At 60.6% G+C, this 17,460-nt stretch carries 12 protein-coding genes; 6 read left to right on the forward strand and 6 right to left on the reverse strand.

All coding sequences use genetic code 11. The features are described 5' to 3' along the window. Positions 1-346: 346 nt before the first annotated feature. Both L6R21_03155 and L6R21_03160 read right to left on the reverse strand, forming a co-directional pair. On the reverse strand, positions 347-1,204 hold the full coding sequence (locus L6R21_03155) for a DUF429 domain-containing protein (protein MCK6558173.1): 858 nt from the start codon (positions 1,202-1,204) through the stop codon (positions 347-349). Positions 1,205-1,312: 108 nt separating this feature from the next. Further along, positions 1,313-2,017, reverse strand: a complete 705-nt coding sequence (locus L6R21_03160) for a uracil-DNA glycosylase (GenBank protein MCK6558174.1) — start codon at positions 2,015-2,017, stop codon at positions 1,313-1,315. A gap of 211 nt (positions 2,018-2,228) precedes the next feature. On the opposite strand from L6R21_03160, the gene L6R21_03165 reads away from it, so the two are divergent. The 4 genes from L6R21_03165 to L6R21_03180 all read left to right on the forward strand — a co-directional run bounded on the left by L6R21_03165 (position 2,229) and on the right by L6R21_03180 (position 8,076). Continuing rightward, positions 2,229-2,723, forward strand: coding sequence for a ferritin (locus L6R21_03165; GenBank protein MCK6558175.1), 495 nt, complete (start codon positions 2,229-2,231; stop codon positions 2,721-2,723). 155 nt (positions 2,724-2,878) lie between these two features. After that, the gene (locus tag L6R21_03170; protein MCK6558176.1) at positions 2,879-5,842 is read left to right on the forward strand and encodes a SusC/RagA family TonB-linked outer membrane protein; all 2,964 of its coding nucleotides are present in this window, start codon (positions 2,879-2,881) and stop codon (positions 5,840-5,842) included. A 161-nt stretch (positions 5,843-6,003) separates the two neighbouring features. Then, complete coding sequence (locus L6R21_03175) at positions 6,004-7,323, forward strand: RagB/SusD family nutrient uptake outer membrane protein (GenBank protein MCK6558177.1); 1,320 nt, start codon at positions 6,004-6,006, stop codon at positions 7,321-7,323. Positions 7,324-7,383: 60 nt separating this feature from the next. Continuing rightward, positions 7,384-8,076, forward strand: coding sequence for a methyltransferase domain-containing protein (locus L6R21_03180; GenBank protein MCK6558178.1), 693 nt, complete (start codon positions 7,384-7,386; stop codon positions 8,074-8,076). 23 nt (positions 8,077-8,099) lie between these two features. Here the strand turns inward: L6R21_03180 and L6R21_03185 are convergent, their stop codons facing one another. Beyond that, a complete protein-coding gene (locus L6R21_03185; GenBank protein MCK6558179.1) occupies positions 8,100-8,552 on the reverse strand; it encodes an MOSC domain-containing protein in 453 nt (150 codons plus the stop codon). 413 nt (positions 8,553-8,965) lie between these two features. Between L6R21_03185 and L6R21_03190 the strand changes: the two genes are divergently transcribed. Next, entirely contained in the window at positions 8,966-11,827 is a 2,862-nt protein-coding gene (locus tag L6R21_03190) for a S8 family serine peptidase (GenBank protein ID MCK6558180.1), read from the forward strand. Beyond that, positions 11,827-12,270, forward strand: coding sequence for a hypothetical protein (locus L6R21_03195; GenBank protein ID MCK6558181.1), 444 nt, complete (start codon positions 11,827-11,829; stop codon positions 12,268-12,270). The genes L6R21_03190 and L6R21_03195 overlap by 1 nt, the downstream gene beginning before the upstream one ends. Positions 12,271-12,449: 179 nt before the next feature. Here L6R21_03195 and L6R21_03200 read toward each other — a convergent pair whose 3' ends face one another. The 3 genes from L6R21_03200 to L6R21_03210 all read right to left on the reverse strand — a co-directional run bounded on the left by L6R21_03200 (position 12,450) and on the right by L6R21_03210 (position 17,432). After that, complete coding sequence (locus tag L6R21_03200; GenBank protein ID MCK6558182.1) at positions 12,450-13,628, reverse strand: hypothetical protein; 1,179 nt, start codon at positions 13,626-13,628, stop codon at positions 12,450-12,452. Between the two features lie 257 nt (positions 13,629-13,885). After that, positions 13,886-15,235, reverse strand: coding sequence for a glycoside hydrolase (locus L6R21_03205; GenBank protein MCK6558183.1), 1,350 nt, complete (start codon positions 15,233-15,235; stop codon positions 13,886-13,888). A 34-nt stretch (positions 15,236-15,269) separates the two neighbouring features. Beyond that, positions 15,270-17,432, reverse strand: a complete 2,163-nt coding sequence (locus tag L6R21_03210) for a S46 family peptidase (GenBank protein ID MCK6558184.1) — start codon at positions 17,430-17,432, stop codon at positions 15,270-15,272. Between the last annotated feature and the right edge of the window lie 28 nt (positions 17,433-17,460).

Here is a 17,460-nt window from a genome sequence, read left to right on the forward strand (position 1 = left end):
AGCGGAATTGCCGGAAAGGTTGCCAATGAATTCAGGCCCGACCATCAACCGCGGAGGCGATGGTGCTGTCTAAAACTGGCCTTGATTGAGATTCTGCTGCGCTCTGCCAGGCCGGATTACTTCGTCAAGAATCTGCTTGGGAAAAGGCTCTTTTGTCGCTTATCACCTTATTTCAAATGTAGTGCCAGTGATCAGTTAACCAACGCTCGGACGGTCACGCCGGTGCCGCCGGAATGCCGGGAATTTCCTGCTTGAAAATGTTGATCTTGAAAAGTCCAAAAGGGCAGTGGAGGAGAGGCGACCTGGCGGGTTTGGCGAGAGGAATGCCGGCTGCCGGCTCTGGCCATCAGTTTTCTGAGGGCTTCACCAGTTTTTTGGAGCGGAAATCAGGCGAGGGAATCCAGATAGCGGCCTCCTTGCTGCCGTAAGCCCGGGCGCGGCCGATCCAGCATTGATACCCAATCCAAGCGCAAACCAGCGCATCCAGGCAGTCTTCCAGGCCTTTCAGTCGCGCGGCGGTGCCAAGACGGCGCACCGCGTGCGCGGCCGGCACCAGGCTGGTTACGCCCGCAATCTCTTCGGCCAGTGCCGCACGCAAAGCTTCGAGATTCCGGCAGAGGCGGCGCCGGCGCAAGTCTGGTGAGGCTTCCGGCCAATACTGCGAGAGGCGCGCAGTTTTGTAAGCCAGGCGCATCGGCAATCGCATCAGTTCGATGATGGCGGGATGCGGATAGGTTTCGAGAAACACGCGCTTCGCCCGCGGCGCGGCGCCGTGCGTGTGCCAGTGGTAACCGGCAGCGCAAAGCTGGTGGAAGAGGGATGCCGAAATCGGGCCGGGCCGCTGGGCGTTGGGCGTGTGCGTGCCGGCGCCGCGGCTCACGTAGGCCGCAGTCACGGCATTGTCGCATGGCCGCCGGCCGTTGAGCGGTTTGGCCGCCAGAGGAATATCCAACGCCACAATTTGCGGCAACTCGCCAGTGAGTTTTTTGCAGTGAGAGAGCAACGCATCAATAGGAGGGAGGCAGCCGCGCACGCGAGTGCGCCAATCGACTTTTGCATGCGGCCCGCTGGTGAGAAATTCGTCATAGGATCTTCCGAGCGCGATCAATTTTGGTTTGGCATTTCTGCGTGCGCGCAACAGCGCCACGCCCGAGGGTTGATGCGCCGTCCACGCCGCGTCGATGCCGAGAATGTGTGCAGGCATAATTGTGATGGTCCCGTTCGGGCGGTTGTTGCTGAGATATTAAATATTAATTGAGTTTATAAGATCCCATGAGAACCGCCCGGGCGGTTTGAGAGCTCGGAGCCGGCCTTATTCAGAATCGAGCAACTGCCGCGCGCGGCGAAACACTCCATCGAACATCGCCTCCGTCAATCTCCCGGTAAAAGTATTTTGCTGGCTGGGATGAAACGACGCAAGCAGCGTGATCTTGCCGGTCAGCTTGACTTCAGCGCGATGCGCGAATTTCGGCTTGGGAGAGTGATCGATTCCATAAACCTCTCCAAAAACAGAAAGCGCGGTGGCAAAGGCAATCTTGCCCAACGCAATCACGACTCTGATTTGCTTCATCAGCGCGACTTCGGTGAGAATGAAACCACGGCAATTCGCGAATTCCGCCGGCGTCGGCTGGTTGGCCGGCGGCGCGCAGCGGCACGGCGCCGTGATCAGGCAATCTTTCAACTTCAAACCATCAGTGCGATGGGTTGACACCGGTTGATTGGCGAAGCCGGCTTTGTGCAAGGCGCGATACAGCCAGTCGCCGCTGCGGTCGCCGGTGAACGTGCGGCCGGTGCGATTGCCGCCGTGCGCGGCCGGCGCCAGTCCGACAATCAGCAAGCGCGCATTGAAATCACCGAAGGAAGGCACGGGTTTGCCCCAATACTCTTCCGTTGCAAACCGTTTAGTTTTCTCGCGTGCGATGCGTTCGCGCCAATGCACCAAGCGGGGACAGCGCCGGCAGGCGACGAGGTCGCGGTGCAAACGCAGCAGTTTTTGCCGAGTGGAAATGGCAGCCATGCCGATGGAATTCTCCTGAACGTAATTCAGCTCGCAGCTCTCGCAGGATTTGGCGTAATCTAAGCAATTCCGCGGTCGGGCACAACCACGGGGCGCGCGCCTTCGCAAACATCTACTTGCGCATTTGCCGCAAAAAAGACATATTCAGCCCTCTTTTTTTAAGAAACTCAGCAGGTGTTTTCCTCTGTTCCCATCCCGAAAGGAGATTCCCATGTTGAAGCAAACTGTACAAGACGCGCTGAATGAGCAGATCAAGGCCGAGTTGGAATCCGCCTATGTTTATCTGGCCATGTCGGCCTACAGCGAATCGGTCAATCTGCGCGGCTTTGCGAGTTGGATGCGGGGGCAAAGCCAGGAGGAACTCGGGCACGCGCTCAAGCTGTTCGATTTTGTGAATGATCGCGGCGGCCGGGTGACGCTGCAGGCGCTGGCGCAGCCGCCGGCGGATTACAAATCGGCGCTCGACATGATGGAACACACGCTCAACCACGAACAAAAAGTCAGCGGGCTGATCAACCGCCTTTATGAACTTGCCCTCAAGGAAAGCGACTATCCCACCCAGGCGCATCTGCAGTGGTTCATCACCGAGCAGGTGGAGGAGGAGAAGACGGCGCAGGAGATCGTCGAGCAACTCCGGATGATCGGCAATCACACGCCGGGCCTGCTGATGCTGGATCGCCAGATGGGCCAGCGCAGCGAAAAATAACGCGGCCGAAGACTGGTTGCGCTGCCGGACCGGTGGCGGCAAGCGTGCGAAAGATACTGCAGAAAGGAGGTGCAACCGGACGAGCTGTTTGTTCTGATGCCACGGCAGAATGTGTCGAAATTTGGTAATTCAAAAACCCGTCAGGGAGGAGTTTCATGTTCAACCTGCGACGTTGTTTGTCGATGCTGGTGTTGCTTGCGACGATACCGCTGGCCGCTTTCGGCCAGTTGACCATCCAGGGCACGGTCACCGATGAGCGTGGCGAAGCGCTGGTGGGCGCCAACGTGTTGATTCCCGGCACGACGCGCGGCGCTGCGACCGATGTGGACGGCAAATTCACCATCTTGGTGCCGTCACCGGGCGCGGAAACGGTGCTGGAAGCGCGCCTGATCGGCTACAAATCCGCACGAAAGAGTATCACACAAACCAGCGGCCTCGCCGAGGTCAATTTCGCCCTCACCGTCGATGCGCTGCAAATGGACGAGGTCGTGGTGACCGGCACTTCCGTGGCCACCTCGAAACGGCAGCTCGGCAATGCCATTTCGACGGTAAATGTTCGCGCGGTGGAAGCGACTGGCGCCACCGCGATTGATGCCGCGCTCACCGGCAAAATTGCCGGTGCGCAAATCAGTCAGAACTCCGGCAACCCGGCGGGCGGCATCACCGTGCGGCTGCGCGGGGCAAGCACGGTGCTGGGCAACGCTGATCCACTTTACATTGTCGATGGCGTGATTGTCAACAACGACTCGCCGCAGTTGATCGATCTCGGCGGTTACCGGCAAAACCGGCTGGTTGATCTCAATCCCCAGGACATCGAGCGCATCGAGGTGATCAAAGGCGCGGCGGCGGCGGCGATCTACGGCTCGCGCGCGAACAACGGCGTGGTGCAAATCTTCACCAAGCGCGGCAGCATCGGTGAGCCGCGCATCAGCATCACCTCCCGCTTCACCACCAGCGCGATTCGCAAGACCCTGGAGGTCAACAAGTATCCGTTTGACAAGCCGCAAAGCGATCCCACCGCCAAGCCGGTCACGCGCTATGATTATCAAGATTTCATTTTCCGGCGCGCGTACGGCACGGAGAACAATTTCTCGGTGACCGGCGGCACCTCCAATACCCAGTATTATTTTTCGGGCTCTTATCTCGGTAATGAGGGTATCGTCAACGCGACTTCCTACCATCGCACCGGCGGCCGCGCGCGCCTCGATCAAACGCTCAATGACTGGGCGCGGCTGTCTGCCGGCGCCAATTACACCTACAGTGAAAGCGACGAAGTGCCCAACGGCGGCTTGATCGAAGCCTACGGCGCACTCACGGGCTTTATCTTCTCGCCGAATACCACCGATCCGCGGCCGGTCAATGGCGTGTATCCCAACACCGCCGCCATCAACCGCACCAACCCGGTGCAGGCGATTGATCTGTTTAAATTCGGCCAGCAGACCAGCCGCTTCATCGGCGATTTGCAGCTCAATCTGTCGCCCTGGCGCGGCCTGAGCGTGGACTATACCGTCGGGTATGATACCTACGGCCAAATCGGCACGGGTTTCATTCCCTCCGGCACCACCGCCGCGCTTTATCCACAAGGGCTCGCGCGCCGCGGCGAGCGTGATTTTCTGCAATTGAATAACGATCTCAATGTGCGTTACCGAACCGATCTCTCCACTTCGCTGCAGTCGACCACGGTTTTGGGCGGCACGCTGCAGTTCGAGAAGGCGAGCAACTTCACTGCCCAGGCCACGCAGTTGAGTCCGGTGTCGCAAATCGTGCCGAGCGGCGCTTCGCAGACCATCGGCGAATTCCGCAGCGAGAACACGATCTACGGCGCATTTGCGCAGCAAACGTTTGGCCTGCTCAACCGCTTGTTTCTCACCGCTGCCGGCCGTATCGACGCCTCTTCGGTTTTCGGCAAGGATGAACGCTGGCAGTTTTATCCCAAAGCCAGCGCTTCCTACTTGATTTCCGAAGAGAGCTTTTGGCGCAATGGCGGCCTCGCGAACCTCTTCCCCAGCTTCAAGCTGCGCGCCTCGTGGGGCGAGTCCGGCAATCTCACCGCCATTGGTGCGTTCGACCGATTCACCAATTACAGCCCGTTTTCCTATGACGGCAAATCCGGTTTGGTGCCCAGCACCCAGCTCGGCACCGCCAACATCAAGCCCGAGCGCCAGCGCGAATACGAGGTGGGCGTGGACTTCAGCCTGTGGCGCGACCGGATCGCGGTGGAACTTTCCTACTATGATCAGCACGTGACCGACCTGCTGCTGTTCCGTTCGCTCGCACCCTCCACCGGCTTCTTGAGCCGCCTGGAAAACGTCGGCACGCTGGACAACACCGGTTGGGAAGTGTTGCTGCGCGCCTTGCCGTTGCAAACCCGCAATCTGCGCTGGAGCACGACCTTCACCTATGCGACCAACAAAAACGAGGTGAATGGTATCGAAGGCGACATTCTGCTGCTGGCGGATGCCTTTGGCCAGGTCGCGGCGAAGAATGGCGAACCCTTGGGCGTGTTCTACACCACGTATTACGCGCGCAATCCCGACGGCAGCTTGTTGTTGACGCCCGCGGGCCTGCCGCAACCCGAACAGCGCAGCCGCAATCCGCAAACCGGCCAGCCCACCGGTGGCACCATTCGCACGGTCACCGGTGATCCCAATCCCGATTTCACCTTCTCGTGGATCAACGAGCTGGAGATCGGCCGCAATTTCTCCGTGCGCGCGCAAGTCGACGCGGTGCAGGGTTTCGACGTGTTCAACTTCACGCGGCGCGTGGGCGCGCGCGGGCCGCTCTACGGCAACTTGGTGGATTACCAGCGCGAGCTGGAGGGCAAAGTGCCCGCCGGCTACAACACCGCGCTGTTCTCGATCTTGGATGCCTGGATCGAAGACGGCTCGTTCATCAAGCTGCGCGAGCTGGCAGTATCGTATGACCTGCATCCGAAAATGCTCGGCCTGCGCAGCCTGCGGCTGAGCGTGATCGGCCGCAACCTGTTCTCGATCGACGATTACCAAGGCTACGATCCCGAAATCAACACCGCCGGCCAGAGCACGGGCGTGCGCGGCTTTGATTTCGTCGAGGTGCCGATTCCGCGCACGTTTTCTTTCGGCGTGACGCTGAATTACTAGTACCAATTCCTTTCGTTTCGTCGTCTTGCCCCGTGCGGGGCACAGTTGCGACCACCTGTCATTCAGACAAATCTTGTGAAGCACTCGGCACGGCGCCCAGCTCTTCACAGGATGTTTGCAGGACGTTTTGCAGGAAACACTCATTTGGGAGAATTCAACTGATGAAGCGTTCTCTTCATAATAGACCCAAACTGGCGCTGGCGTTGGCGAGCATGCTGCTGTTGGTGATCACCGCCTGCTCGCTGGACGTCACCAACCCCAACAGCGCCTCGGAAGATCAAGTGTTGACCACGCGCACCGGCGTGATCGCGCTGGCCGTGGGCCTGCAGCAAAACTACGCCGTGAGCGTGATGGAACCGGTGATCCTCACGCCTGGCGTCACCAGCGGTGAAATCGCGATCAATTCCACTTTCACCAATTTGCTGGAGCTGCAGGACGGCGGCAATCAAGTCACCACCGGCAACGGCAACGTGCTGGCGCTGTGGGCGCGGCCGATCCGGGTGATGAGCATGGCGAATGATTTGATTGCGAGCGCGCCGAAAGTGACGCTCGATCCCGGCACGCGCAGCGGCATCATTGCCCTGGCGCATCTCTACAAGGCCATGGCGATGGGCTTTTTGGCGCAGGCCTTCGAGCAGGCGCCCATTGATTTGGACAAGGACGGCCGCGCACTGTTCCGGCCACGGCAGGAAGTGCTGGCCGGCGCGATCGGCCTGCTCGATGCCGCCGCCCAGTTGCTGGCCGCCACCCCGGCGAGCAACGAGTTCAACACCCAGATTCTGGGAAGGAATTTCGATCTGGTGAACACCATCAATGCCATGCGGGCGCGCTACAATCTGATGGCCGGCCGCCATCAACCGGCGTTGGATATTGCCGGCAGCGTCAATCCTGCGGCCAAATCGGTTTTCACTTACGATGATCGCAATCCGAATCCGATCTACCAGCTCGTGTTTCTCAACCGGAACTATGCGGCGCGGGACAATTTCGGCAGTGCGTTGGTCGAACCTGGTGACGGCCGGCTGGGTTTCTATCTCACCCCGGCGGACAAAACCAATCCTTCGCCTTACAATCTGCCCATCGATGATCTCAAAGGCTTCTTCGATGCCATCTCCAAGGCGATTCCGGTGTATTTGCCCGGTGAGATGAATTTGATCAAAGCCGAGGCCCTGGTGCGGCTGGGCCGCTTGCCCGAGGCCGTGAATGAAATCAACGCGGTACGCACCAAAACCACCGATCCCTTCGGCGTCGCTGCCGGATTGCCGGCTTACAGCGGTGCGGTGACCGAAACGGCATTGCTGGAAGAAATCTATCGCCAGCGCAGCGCCGAGCTGTTCATGACCGGCTTGCATCTCGAAGACAGCCGGCGGCTGAGCCGTCCCGGCCCGCTGGAGGCCAACCCTGAGCGCAATCGCAATTTCTATCCCTATCCTGATCAGGAACGGCTGAACAATCCCAACACGCCGCCGGATCCCAACATCTGAAGCGAATTGCAGGGGCATGGCCTTCCGCCATGCCCTTGCTTTTTCGGAGAGCATCACCGCATGAGCAATGAACTCGAAGCAGAGGTTTTGTCTTCCTGGCAGGTGAATGCCGCGGCTTGGACGGCGGCAGTGCAGGAGGGGAAAATCGCCAGCCGCAAGCTGGTCACCGATCAAGCGATTCTCGCTGCGGTGCAGCAACACCAACCGAAGCGTGTGCTCGATATTGGCTGCGGCGAAGGCTGGCTGGCGCGTCGTCTTGCGGAGCAGGGCATGCAGGTGATGGGTGTCGATGCGATTCCTGCGTTGATCGAGCAGGCGCGGCAGCGCGGCGGCGCCGAGTTTGAAATTTGTTCCTATGAGGAAATTGCCGCAGGCGCACTGGCGGCGGCCGGCCCCTTCGACGCACTGATCTGCAATTTTTCATTGTTGGGGAAGGAATCGGTGGAGCGACTGCTGCGTGCGCTTCCGGCGCTGCTGAGCCGCCACGGCCGCTTGTTCGTGCAGACGCTGCATCCGGTGGTGGCCTGCGGGGATCAGCCTTATCGCGACGGCTGGCGGCCCGGCTCGTGGGAGGGATTCGGGCCGGAGTTTACCCAGCCCGCGCCGTGGTACTTTCGCACCATTGCCTCGTGGATCAACCTGTTTCATGCCTGCGGCCTGCGCCTGGCGGAATGCCGTGAGCCGCTGCATCCGCAGACACTCAAACCTGCCGCGATTCTGTTCATTGGTGCAGCGCAAAGCCCGGCCTGGTAACGGCGTCCTTTCTGCCGTCACCTTCAGGTGGCCGCGGTGATCCAGCTCACCGCGTCACCCACGGCAATCTCACCGCTGTCCAAAACTTCCGCGAACACGCCGCCACCCCAATTGCGTTGCATGCAAGCGCGCAGGCCGGGCAGGGCCTCGTCCATGCGCTCGCACGGCCGGGTTTCTCCCAGAATGCGCAAGCGGCAGCCGCCGATTTGCAGCAGGCGGCCGCGGCTGTCCTGCAACGGTAATCCGCTGATCATCAAATTGGCGCGGCGCGCCGCCGGATCGAGCTGCGCGCCCAGCTCCTGCATCAGCTCCGCCCAGCGTTCCGCCGCTATGATCGTCACCTGACGTTTGCCGCCCTGATTGGCGTTGTCGATCAGGCCCAAGCCTGCCACCAGTTGCGCGGCCGTGCGCGGATCCATCGGGCCGCGTTTGCCGCGTTTGATCCAAATTCTTTCGAGCTTGCCGTTTGGTTGCATGGTGTTCCTTTTTCTTATTGCGGTCACAAAGCCATCGATGGAACCGCAGAGTCACGGAGAACGCTGAGAATCGCTTTTCGGAGGTTACGGCTTTGCGATCTCCGCGTCTTCGCGGTTCAACCCTTCTCTTCCCGCGCCTTTGCGTCTTCTCGTTCTGGTGAGTGCTTCTGCCTACATGGGTTCCGGCTCGTTCGAGTGATGATTTCGTTTTGTGTTTGAAACGCCAAACGCTTCTCGCCTCGCGCAAAAAGCCCTTGCTTTTCCGGGGGCAGGGCGCTATTCTTGCCCACTTCCTGACGCGCGAAGATAGCAGTGCCCCAATTCAATTTCAACCCCAAGACAAAGGACAATGCATGCCTCGGACTCGATTCTCAGCAACAGCGGCCTGGAGAGGGATGGTGTTGTGCCTGGCAATGGCAACGATCACATTTGCCGCCGGAAAGGGAGCCTTCAGCGGGCGGCCTGTGCAGCAGAATAATGCCATCTATGCGCCCGGCGTAGTGGTGGTCAGATTTGCCGCCGGCCAGCACGCCGGCGAAAGATCCGCTGCCCCCGGCAACACCGCGCTCGCCGCCATTTTGCAGGCGCAGGGGATTCACCAACTGCAACCCGTGTTGCCTGCCCACCAGCAGCGCCGGCACTCGCCGGCGGTGCCGATCGCAAACATCTATTTTGCTTATTTCAACCATTCCGCCGCCCCGGAGCAGGTGGCCGCGGCCTTGCGCCAAAGCCCGGAAGTGGTTTATGCCGAACCCAAGCAGATTCACCAAATTGCTGCGACGCCGAATGATCCGCTGTACTTGAATCAACCCTTCTTCAATGTCGTGCGCGCCCGGCAAGCGTGGGACACGGTGAGGGGCGAGCAGGGCAATGTCGTCATTGCCATCGTCGATGGTGGCACGGATATCGATCATCCCGACCTCGCGGCCAACCTGTGGCGCAATCCCGGTGAGGTCGCCAACAACGGCCTGGATGACGACAATAATGGCTACGTTGACGATGTGCACGGCTGGAACTTCGCGAATAACTCGCCCGATCCCACCGGACTGGCGAGCACGCCCAGCAACGCCGATCATGGCACCCACACCGCGGGCATCGCCGCCGCCGTGACCAACAACAACACCGGCGTTGCCGGCATGAGTTGGAACGCCAAGCTGATGCCGATTTGCGCCGGCGATTCGGAAACCGATCGCTACATCACTTTCGGCTTTGAGGGCGTTTTGTATGCCGCGAACAACGGCGCCGACGTCATCAGTTTGAGCTGGGGCGGTTACGGCAATTCCGCTTACGAACAGGATGTCATCGACTATGTCGCTGATTTGGGCGTCGCCGTAGTCGCGGCCGCGGGCAATGGCAACTCGGCGGCACTGCACTATCCCTCGGCCTATCGCAACGTGCTGGCGGTGGCCAACACCACCAATGATGATCTCAAGTACTCGGCCAGCAATTACGGTACCTGGGTGGATGTCGCGGCGCCCGGCACCGGCATTCTCAGCACGATCAGCAACGGCAACTATGTCAATAACTCCGGCACTTCGATGTCCTGCCCGCTGGTGGCGGGCTTGGTGGCGCTGGTGCGCACGCAGCATCCGGCTTGGAACGGCCTGCAGGCGGCGGAGCAGGTGCGCATCACCGCAGACAACCTCGACGCCAAGAATCCGGCGTACGCCGGTTTGTTGGGCCGTGGCCGCATAAACGCGGAACGCGCCGTCACCGAGTCTTCGCCGGCCGTGCGGCTGGCGGCTTTTAGCTTCACCGAAACCGACGGCGACGGCGTCATCGAGCCGGGCGAAACGGTTGCCGTGACGGTCACCCTGCGCAACTATCTCGCGCCCGCCAGCAACCTCAGCCTGACGCTCAGCGAGAGCGACAATTACGCCACGGTGACCACCGCCACCGCGACGCTCGCCGGTTTGGGCACGCTGCAGCAGGCGGCGGCGCCCGAGGCATTGCGCTTTGCGGTGGCGAGCAATGCGCCGAGCGGCCATCCCATTGAATTCACTTTGAACATTGCCTCGGCGGGATATCAAGATGTCGATCGCTTCACGTTGACGGTTCTGCCCGCCGCCGGCGCGGCCAACATCAACAACATTGCCACCACCGTCACCAATGTCGGCCGTCTGGGCGGTCTCGATCCTTCCGACGCCGGCAGCGGCCTCGGCTTTCGTTTTCGCGGCGGCCCCAGCCTGCTGTTCGAAGGCAGTCTCATCGCCGGCACCGGCCCCACGCAAGTTTCCAATGCGGCGCGCGGACTCATCACCGGCAATCAACAGCTCAATGATCAGGATTTCACCGCGGCCGCCGGCGGCGATCTGCGCGTGAGCACGCCGGGCAATCGCACCGATCAGGAGAGCATCGGCATTTTCGAAGACCGGGCCGCCAACAATCCCATGAATATCCGCGTCACGCAGGAATCCTTTGCGCAGAAGGATGCGCCCAACGATGACTTCATCCTGCTGCTCTACAACCTCGAGAATCTCAATGCCGAACCGCTGAACAATTTTCATTTCGGCGTTTTCTTTGATTGGGATATTGACGGCGGCTCGTTTGCCACCAACAAAACCGACCACGATGCGCCGCGCCGGCTGGGCTATGCTTTCGACAGCGGCGCCGGCCCGAAAACTCACGTCGGCATGTCGCTGGTGAGCGAAGGCAATTTCAACTACACCGCAATCTACAATGATCCCGCTGCCCCGGGTTTCACCGGTTTTGCGCTGCACGACGGCTTCACGGATGTGGAGAAATGGACTGCGATCAGCGGCGGTGTGGGACTGGAGCGCGCCGGCCCGGCGGATATTTCTTTCGTGATTGCAGCCGGCCCGCTCACAATTCCGGCGCGGGGCACGATGACCGTGGGCTTCGCGCTGCTCGCCGGCGAGAATCTCGCTGATTTGCAGAGCAATGCCGATGCCGCGCAGGAGTTGTGGCGCAGCCTGTTTGCCACGCAGGTGGCTGATCCGCGCGATCCCGGCCTGCCCACCGCCTTTGGCCTGGCGCAGAATTTTCCCAATCCCTTTCAAGTGAAGGAAGAGCGCGGCGCCAACACCACCATCGCGTTTCAACTGCCCGTGGCGGAAACCGTGACGCTCGAAATCTACGACGTGCTCGGGCAGCAAGTCCGCACGCTGGTGCGCGACCGCCGCGCTGCCGGTTTTCACCGGATAACTTGGGACGGCCGCAGCGCCGCCGGCTGGTTGGTGCAGAATGGCGTCTATTTCTACCGTCTCACGGCCGGCAGCTTCGTGCAAACGCGCAAGCTGGTGGTGATGCGCTGATGCCGCAGCGGGAGAAAGCCGATGGGCACAGCCTGGCGGTGGCGTTCGTGAGTCGCTTCATTCGCGAGCCGGCCTTGCGCGAACGCATCAGCGCGGTGCTGGCCGGCTTGCCGGCGGAGGTGCGGCAGGATATTGTCAACGACGATCGCTTTCGCATGGCGGTGTTCGATGTCCGCGATGCGGCCAACAGCTACTTGCATTTTGCGCCGCCGGGCGTGGGCAAAAGTGGCAGCCGCATGATCGCGTGGAAGTCCTCGCTCAGCACCGCGCCGCTGGAGTTTGCGAACTACGTCATCGCGCATGAGTTCGCGCATGCCTACTTGCGCAATCGCGGCCGCACCGCGGCGGAAGACCCGGAAGATGCCGCTGATGCGTTGGCCCAGGAATGGGGCTATGACAAGCCGGAGAGCGCGCGGCGTTTCACCTGGTGGCGCCGTTCGTGAAGCGGCGGCCGCAGGCAACGCTGGAAAAGGCGAAGCCTTCGGCGCCATGCGGCCCTGACACAAACTGAAAATCCCACTGCCGCAGCTTTGTCATGCTGTCGCAGTGGGATTTTTTTTCGGATTGCCTCGCCCGGCAGCAGGAGATGGTTGCCAACCGTGCCGTTACTGTGATACCTGCCTTATTTCCAACTCACAAAGCTCGAATCCGCGCGCGTGGGCTTTTCCACCCAATCGGCGACGAACACATTGGTGTCGCGCGTGGGCGTGCGTTGCGCGTTGCGGTTCGAGCAGAAGACAATCTGCTTGCCGCTGTAGGAAAACATCGGGAACGCGTCGAAGGTATCGGTGTGCGTGACCCGCTCCAAGCCGGTGCCGTCGACCTTGATCATGAACACGTCGAAGTTGCGGCCGCCTTTGTCGAGCGAATGATGATTCGAGCAGAACAACACGCGCTTGCCGTCAGGATGAAAGAACGGCGCCCAATTCGCGCCGGGAAGATTGGTGACCTGGCGCACGCTTTTGCCGTCGGCGTCGGCGATGAAGACGTTGAGCGCTTTGGGTTCGACCAGGCCCTGGGCCAGCAATTCCCGGTAGGCGGTGGCTTCCTCACCCGTGGGCCGGCTGGCGCGCCACACGATTTGCCTGGAATCGCGCGAAAAGAAGGCGCCGCCGTCATACCCCAGCTCGGAAGTCAATTGCAGATCCTCCCCGGTCTTCAAATCATAGCGCCACAGTTCCAAATCGCCGGAGCGCACTGATGTGTAAACGAGGTAACGGCCGTTGGGCGAGATGGTGGCCTCGGCGTCGTAGCCCGGCCCGCCGATCAACAGCTTGGGGGAAGGATCTTTCGAGCTTGCGACATAGATTTCATAGTCCTGCAGCAACGCCCAAACGTAGCGGCCTCCCGAGAACATCATGCCTTGCGGGCAATCCGGGCTGCCGCCATGCGTGGAAGCATAGAGCCAGCGGCCGTCTTTGAAAAAGTAACTACACGTGGTGCGGCCCTTGCCGGTGGAAAGCAGCTCGTACTGTTTTCCACTTTTCAAGGGCTTGCCGTTCACATTCATCACAAAGATTTGGTCGCAGCCCTGCGGGTTGATCTTGGTCCAGTCACTCTGAAAGATGAGCTGTTTGTCATCGAAGCTCCAATAGGCCTCGGCATTATTCCCGCCAAAAGTCAATTGCCGCAAATTTCGCAGATGCACCTCTCCGGTGTAGCGCAGCGAATCAATACTCTTGCCGCTGGTCTGCGCCTGACTGCTGCCAAACCAGCCTGCCAGCAGCACGAGCCAACTTGTGGCCCTCATCATGCGCCGGAGCGATTCCGCCGGCGCCAGCCAAGCATAATCATGTTTCACAATGAACTCCCTTTGGTTTGTATGACACGTCTCGCTCGATGCAATTCAAATGAATCTGGCGAAGCCCCGGCGCTGAGCCGAGATCTTCACAAGGTCCTCCGGGATGACGGCGGTGTTCGTGTCTGTCCAGAAATGAAGAAACCGCCCGGGCGCCCGGCCCCGAGGCATGCACCCTTCGAATCAAACCTGCTCTTGCTCATGACGAAGCGCCCGGGCGGTGGCGGTCAGGCATTTTGTGCTTGCCGGTCCCGACGGCTTCACCTGATCGGCAGCAAGTCGCTTTTGTGCAGCGGCAGCGTGCGCAGCTCCAGGGAATCCGCGCTGCTGAACGCCGTCCAAATCGGCATGATGCGGCCCGCGTGCGCATCGATGCCCGTGTAGTCGCCGAAGAACACCGGCTGCTTGGTGGTGAAACTGTGCGGCGAGAGGCGGTGATTGCTGAAGGTTTCGCCGCCATCGAATGAAGCTGCCAGATACACATGCGTGGCGGTGGGATCGCTGCCTGCCTCGCGGCGATCATAAAACAGAATGTAAATCGCGCCGTCGCGCGGATCGACCGCCAGCCAGGTGAAGAATTGCTCCCTGCCGTTTTGCAGCGAATCATCGTTCACGCGCCGCGGCGCGCTCCAACTCGCGCCGCCATCGCGCGAGCAGGCGAGAAAAACATCCGGGTCGCCGTGGCGCTGGTCGATCCAGTTTATGTAAATCGCGCCGCGATCGGGGCCGGTGCTGACATCGCAGGCCGTGACCGGCATGCCGTTGCAGCGGTAAATCCCATTGACCTCGAAATTCCATCCGCCCGGCATCGCGCTCACCACGACATCGCTTGCGAAAGTCAATCCGCCGTCGAGTGACTTGTCGAAATAGAGGCCGTCTCTCCCGGCCCACGCCAGATACACTTCGCCGTTAGGCCCGACCGCCGGCACACAGCCTTCCACCGTCGCATCATCATCGCGCGCATCGCCCGCCACGTCATTGACGCGCAGCGGCGCGCGAAACGAGGTGCCGCGATCGCTGGAACGCGCAAGCAGGATGAAGCTGCTGTCTTCCGGCGCGGCACTGCCGTAGGTCGTGAACTCCGTCCACGCGATATAGAGGTTGCCGCGATACGCGCTGTTGGTGTTGTCGATCGCGAACCAGGGTTTGTCCTGGAAAGGCGTGGCGGTGTTGAGATCGTAGACCGCCACCGGCTCGAGCCAACTGTGGCCGCCGTCCACGGACTTGATGCAAAAGATGCCGGAGACATTCTCCCGCTTGAAGCCGGTGAAAGAAATGTAAACGCTGTAGGCGTTGCCCTCGGTATCGAAGCGCACCGAACAATCACCTTGCGCCCGTTTTTCGGGATTGGGCAAATGCTGCTCGAAGAACGTGCGGCCGCCATCAAACGACGTGTAGGCGAGATTGGTGACGCGCGCCCCCAGGCGGCTGCCGCTGGCATGCGACACCGCCACGACGTTGCGCGGATTCAGCGGATTGATGGCGATCGCCACTTCGTTGGGATTGAGGCCGCTGGTGTTGACGCGCACTGCCGGCTGCGCCACGAATTGCGCCGCCGCCGCCGGCGCCAGCGCCAAAGTCAACAGCAAGCCCAGTTGCATGGCAAGCATGAATGCCCTCGCGAGGTGAGCGGCAAAGAACCGCTCAATGGTTTTCGAGCACCGGCGCAATTCCCATCTCCTGCAGGAGATGATCGGCACCGGCGAACTTCTGCGTCACCCACAACACATAGCGAATGTCCACCGCGATCGAACGGCTGTAGTCTTCACTCCAGGCGTAGTCGTTGATCGTGGCTTCGAAAGCGCGATCGAAATTTACGCCCACCAGCTCGCCGCGGGCATTGAGCAGCGGGCTGCCCGAATTGCCGCCGGTGGTGTCGAGATTGTAGAGCACCGCCACCGGCACCTCCTGCAATTGCGGAGGCGCAAAGCGGCCGTAATCCTTCGCGCGATACAGCTTGATGAGCTTCTCCGGCGTATCGAACGGCTCCCGGCCGGTGGTCTTGGCGATTACGCCGGACAAAGTGGTGATCGGTTTGTAGTAAACCGCATCAGCCGGGGAATAGCCGCGAATGCGGCCGTAGGTGAAGCGCAACGTGCGATTGGCATCGGGAATGAAATCGGCCTGGCTGAATTCCTTTTTCACTTCGATGAGCTGGCCGTGCAATTTTTCCAGCGCGCCGTTCCGGCGTTGCGTCTGCCGCCGCATCTCCTGATACGCGGGATAAAGCGATTGTGCCAATGCGAGGAACGGATCCTTCAGCTTCTGCAACTCCTGCGGCGATTTTTCCAGGCAGGCCATTAGAAAGCGTTCGTCGTTGAGTTTGCTCTTGGCATACGCCTGCTGGATGAATTTTGCGATCGACTTTTGCGGATCGCCGGTTGCCACGATATCGGCCAGCGCCGCGAGGCGTTGATTCGCCGGCAGCCGGGCGGCGCGCAGCAGCATCTCTTGCAGAAAAATCTTGTCGGTGGCCTCGTGATAGTTCGTCACGGCCTGCTGCAGGTTTTGTTTGGAGGCGCTGAAGTTGCGCTCCATGTAGGCGGACAGGCGTTCCAAATCCGGCTTTTGCAGTTCCTGGCCGGCTTCGTAGACAGCGAACGCAAAGCGGAACAGCGAGACGTTGGTGAGATGTTGCAGCAGCAGATCGCGCTCGGCCGTTGCCGTCATTTCATCATAGACCTGCGTGATTTCCGCGAGCAGCGTGCCGTATTTCTGCTGGCGTTCGGCCTCAGCGGCAATGAACGCCTGCAGCGCCTGTTCCTGCGCCCGCTTTTGCTCGACCAGGCCGAGACGCTGCAGCCCTTTGAGCTTGCCGCGATAATTCTTCATGGTGTTGGCCAGGCTCTTGATACGGCTGGCGTGCTTGAGCGCGATGCTGCGGTCAGTGCGGCCCTGCTCTTCCATCGTCTGGATCTGCCATTCGTAGAGTTCGGCGACGTAGGGCATGCGGATCTTTTCTTCGAAGGCGAGATAAGCCGCGGTCTGATGGCGGTAAGTGCGTCCGGGATAACCGAGCAGAAAGACGAAGTCGTTTTCGTTCACGCCCTCGGGCGCGACGCGCAGAACGGTTTTGGGATGATAGGGCACATTGTTGGGCGAATACTCTGCCGGTGAGCCGTCCGGCGCCACATAGGCGCGCATGAAGGAGAAATCGCCGGTGTGGCGCGGCCACACCCAGTTGTCTTCGTCGCCGCCGAATTCGCCGATGCTGCGCGGCGGCACGTACACCAGCCGCACGTCTTTGAGATTGGTGTAGAGAAACAGCACGTAGGTTTTGCCGATGAACATCTCTGCGACTTCGGCGCGCCGGCCGGGCTGCGCCTGTTCTGCGGTTTGCACGATCTCCTTGATCTTGCGGTCGATCGCCTGGGCCCGCGCGCTGTAATCCATTTGTTCGTTGACCGCGGCCAGCACCTCCGCGGAAACGTCGCGATAGGACTCGATCAAACGCACGGTGAGGCTCTTGGCCGGAATTTCCTCGCCGCGGGTGGCGGCGAGAAAGCCGTTTTGCAGATAGTCTTTTTCCGCGGTGCTGGCGGCAGTGACCGCGCCATAGGCACAATGATGGTTGGTGAGAATTAGCCCCTCGGTCGAAACGAACGAGCCGGTGCAGCCGCCCACCATGACGATGGCATCGATCAGACTCACGCCGTTGGGATTGTAGATCGCGGCGGGATCGATCGACAGGCCTTTGTCCTTGAGCGGCAATTTGTGAATGTCGCTGATCGGCCACATGCCCTCATCGGGCGCCGCCTGCACCGCGAGCGCCAGGCAAAAGGCCAGAACGGATGGGAAACGTCTCATGGAAGGCTCCTCGTTGCTCTCTGAGAAT

This window comes from bacterium (assembly GCA_023150945.1).
Classification (GTDB): Bacteria; Zhuqueibacterota; Zhuqueibacteria; order Zhuqueibacterales; family Zhuqueibacteraceae; genus Coneutiohabitans.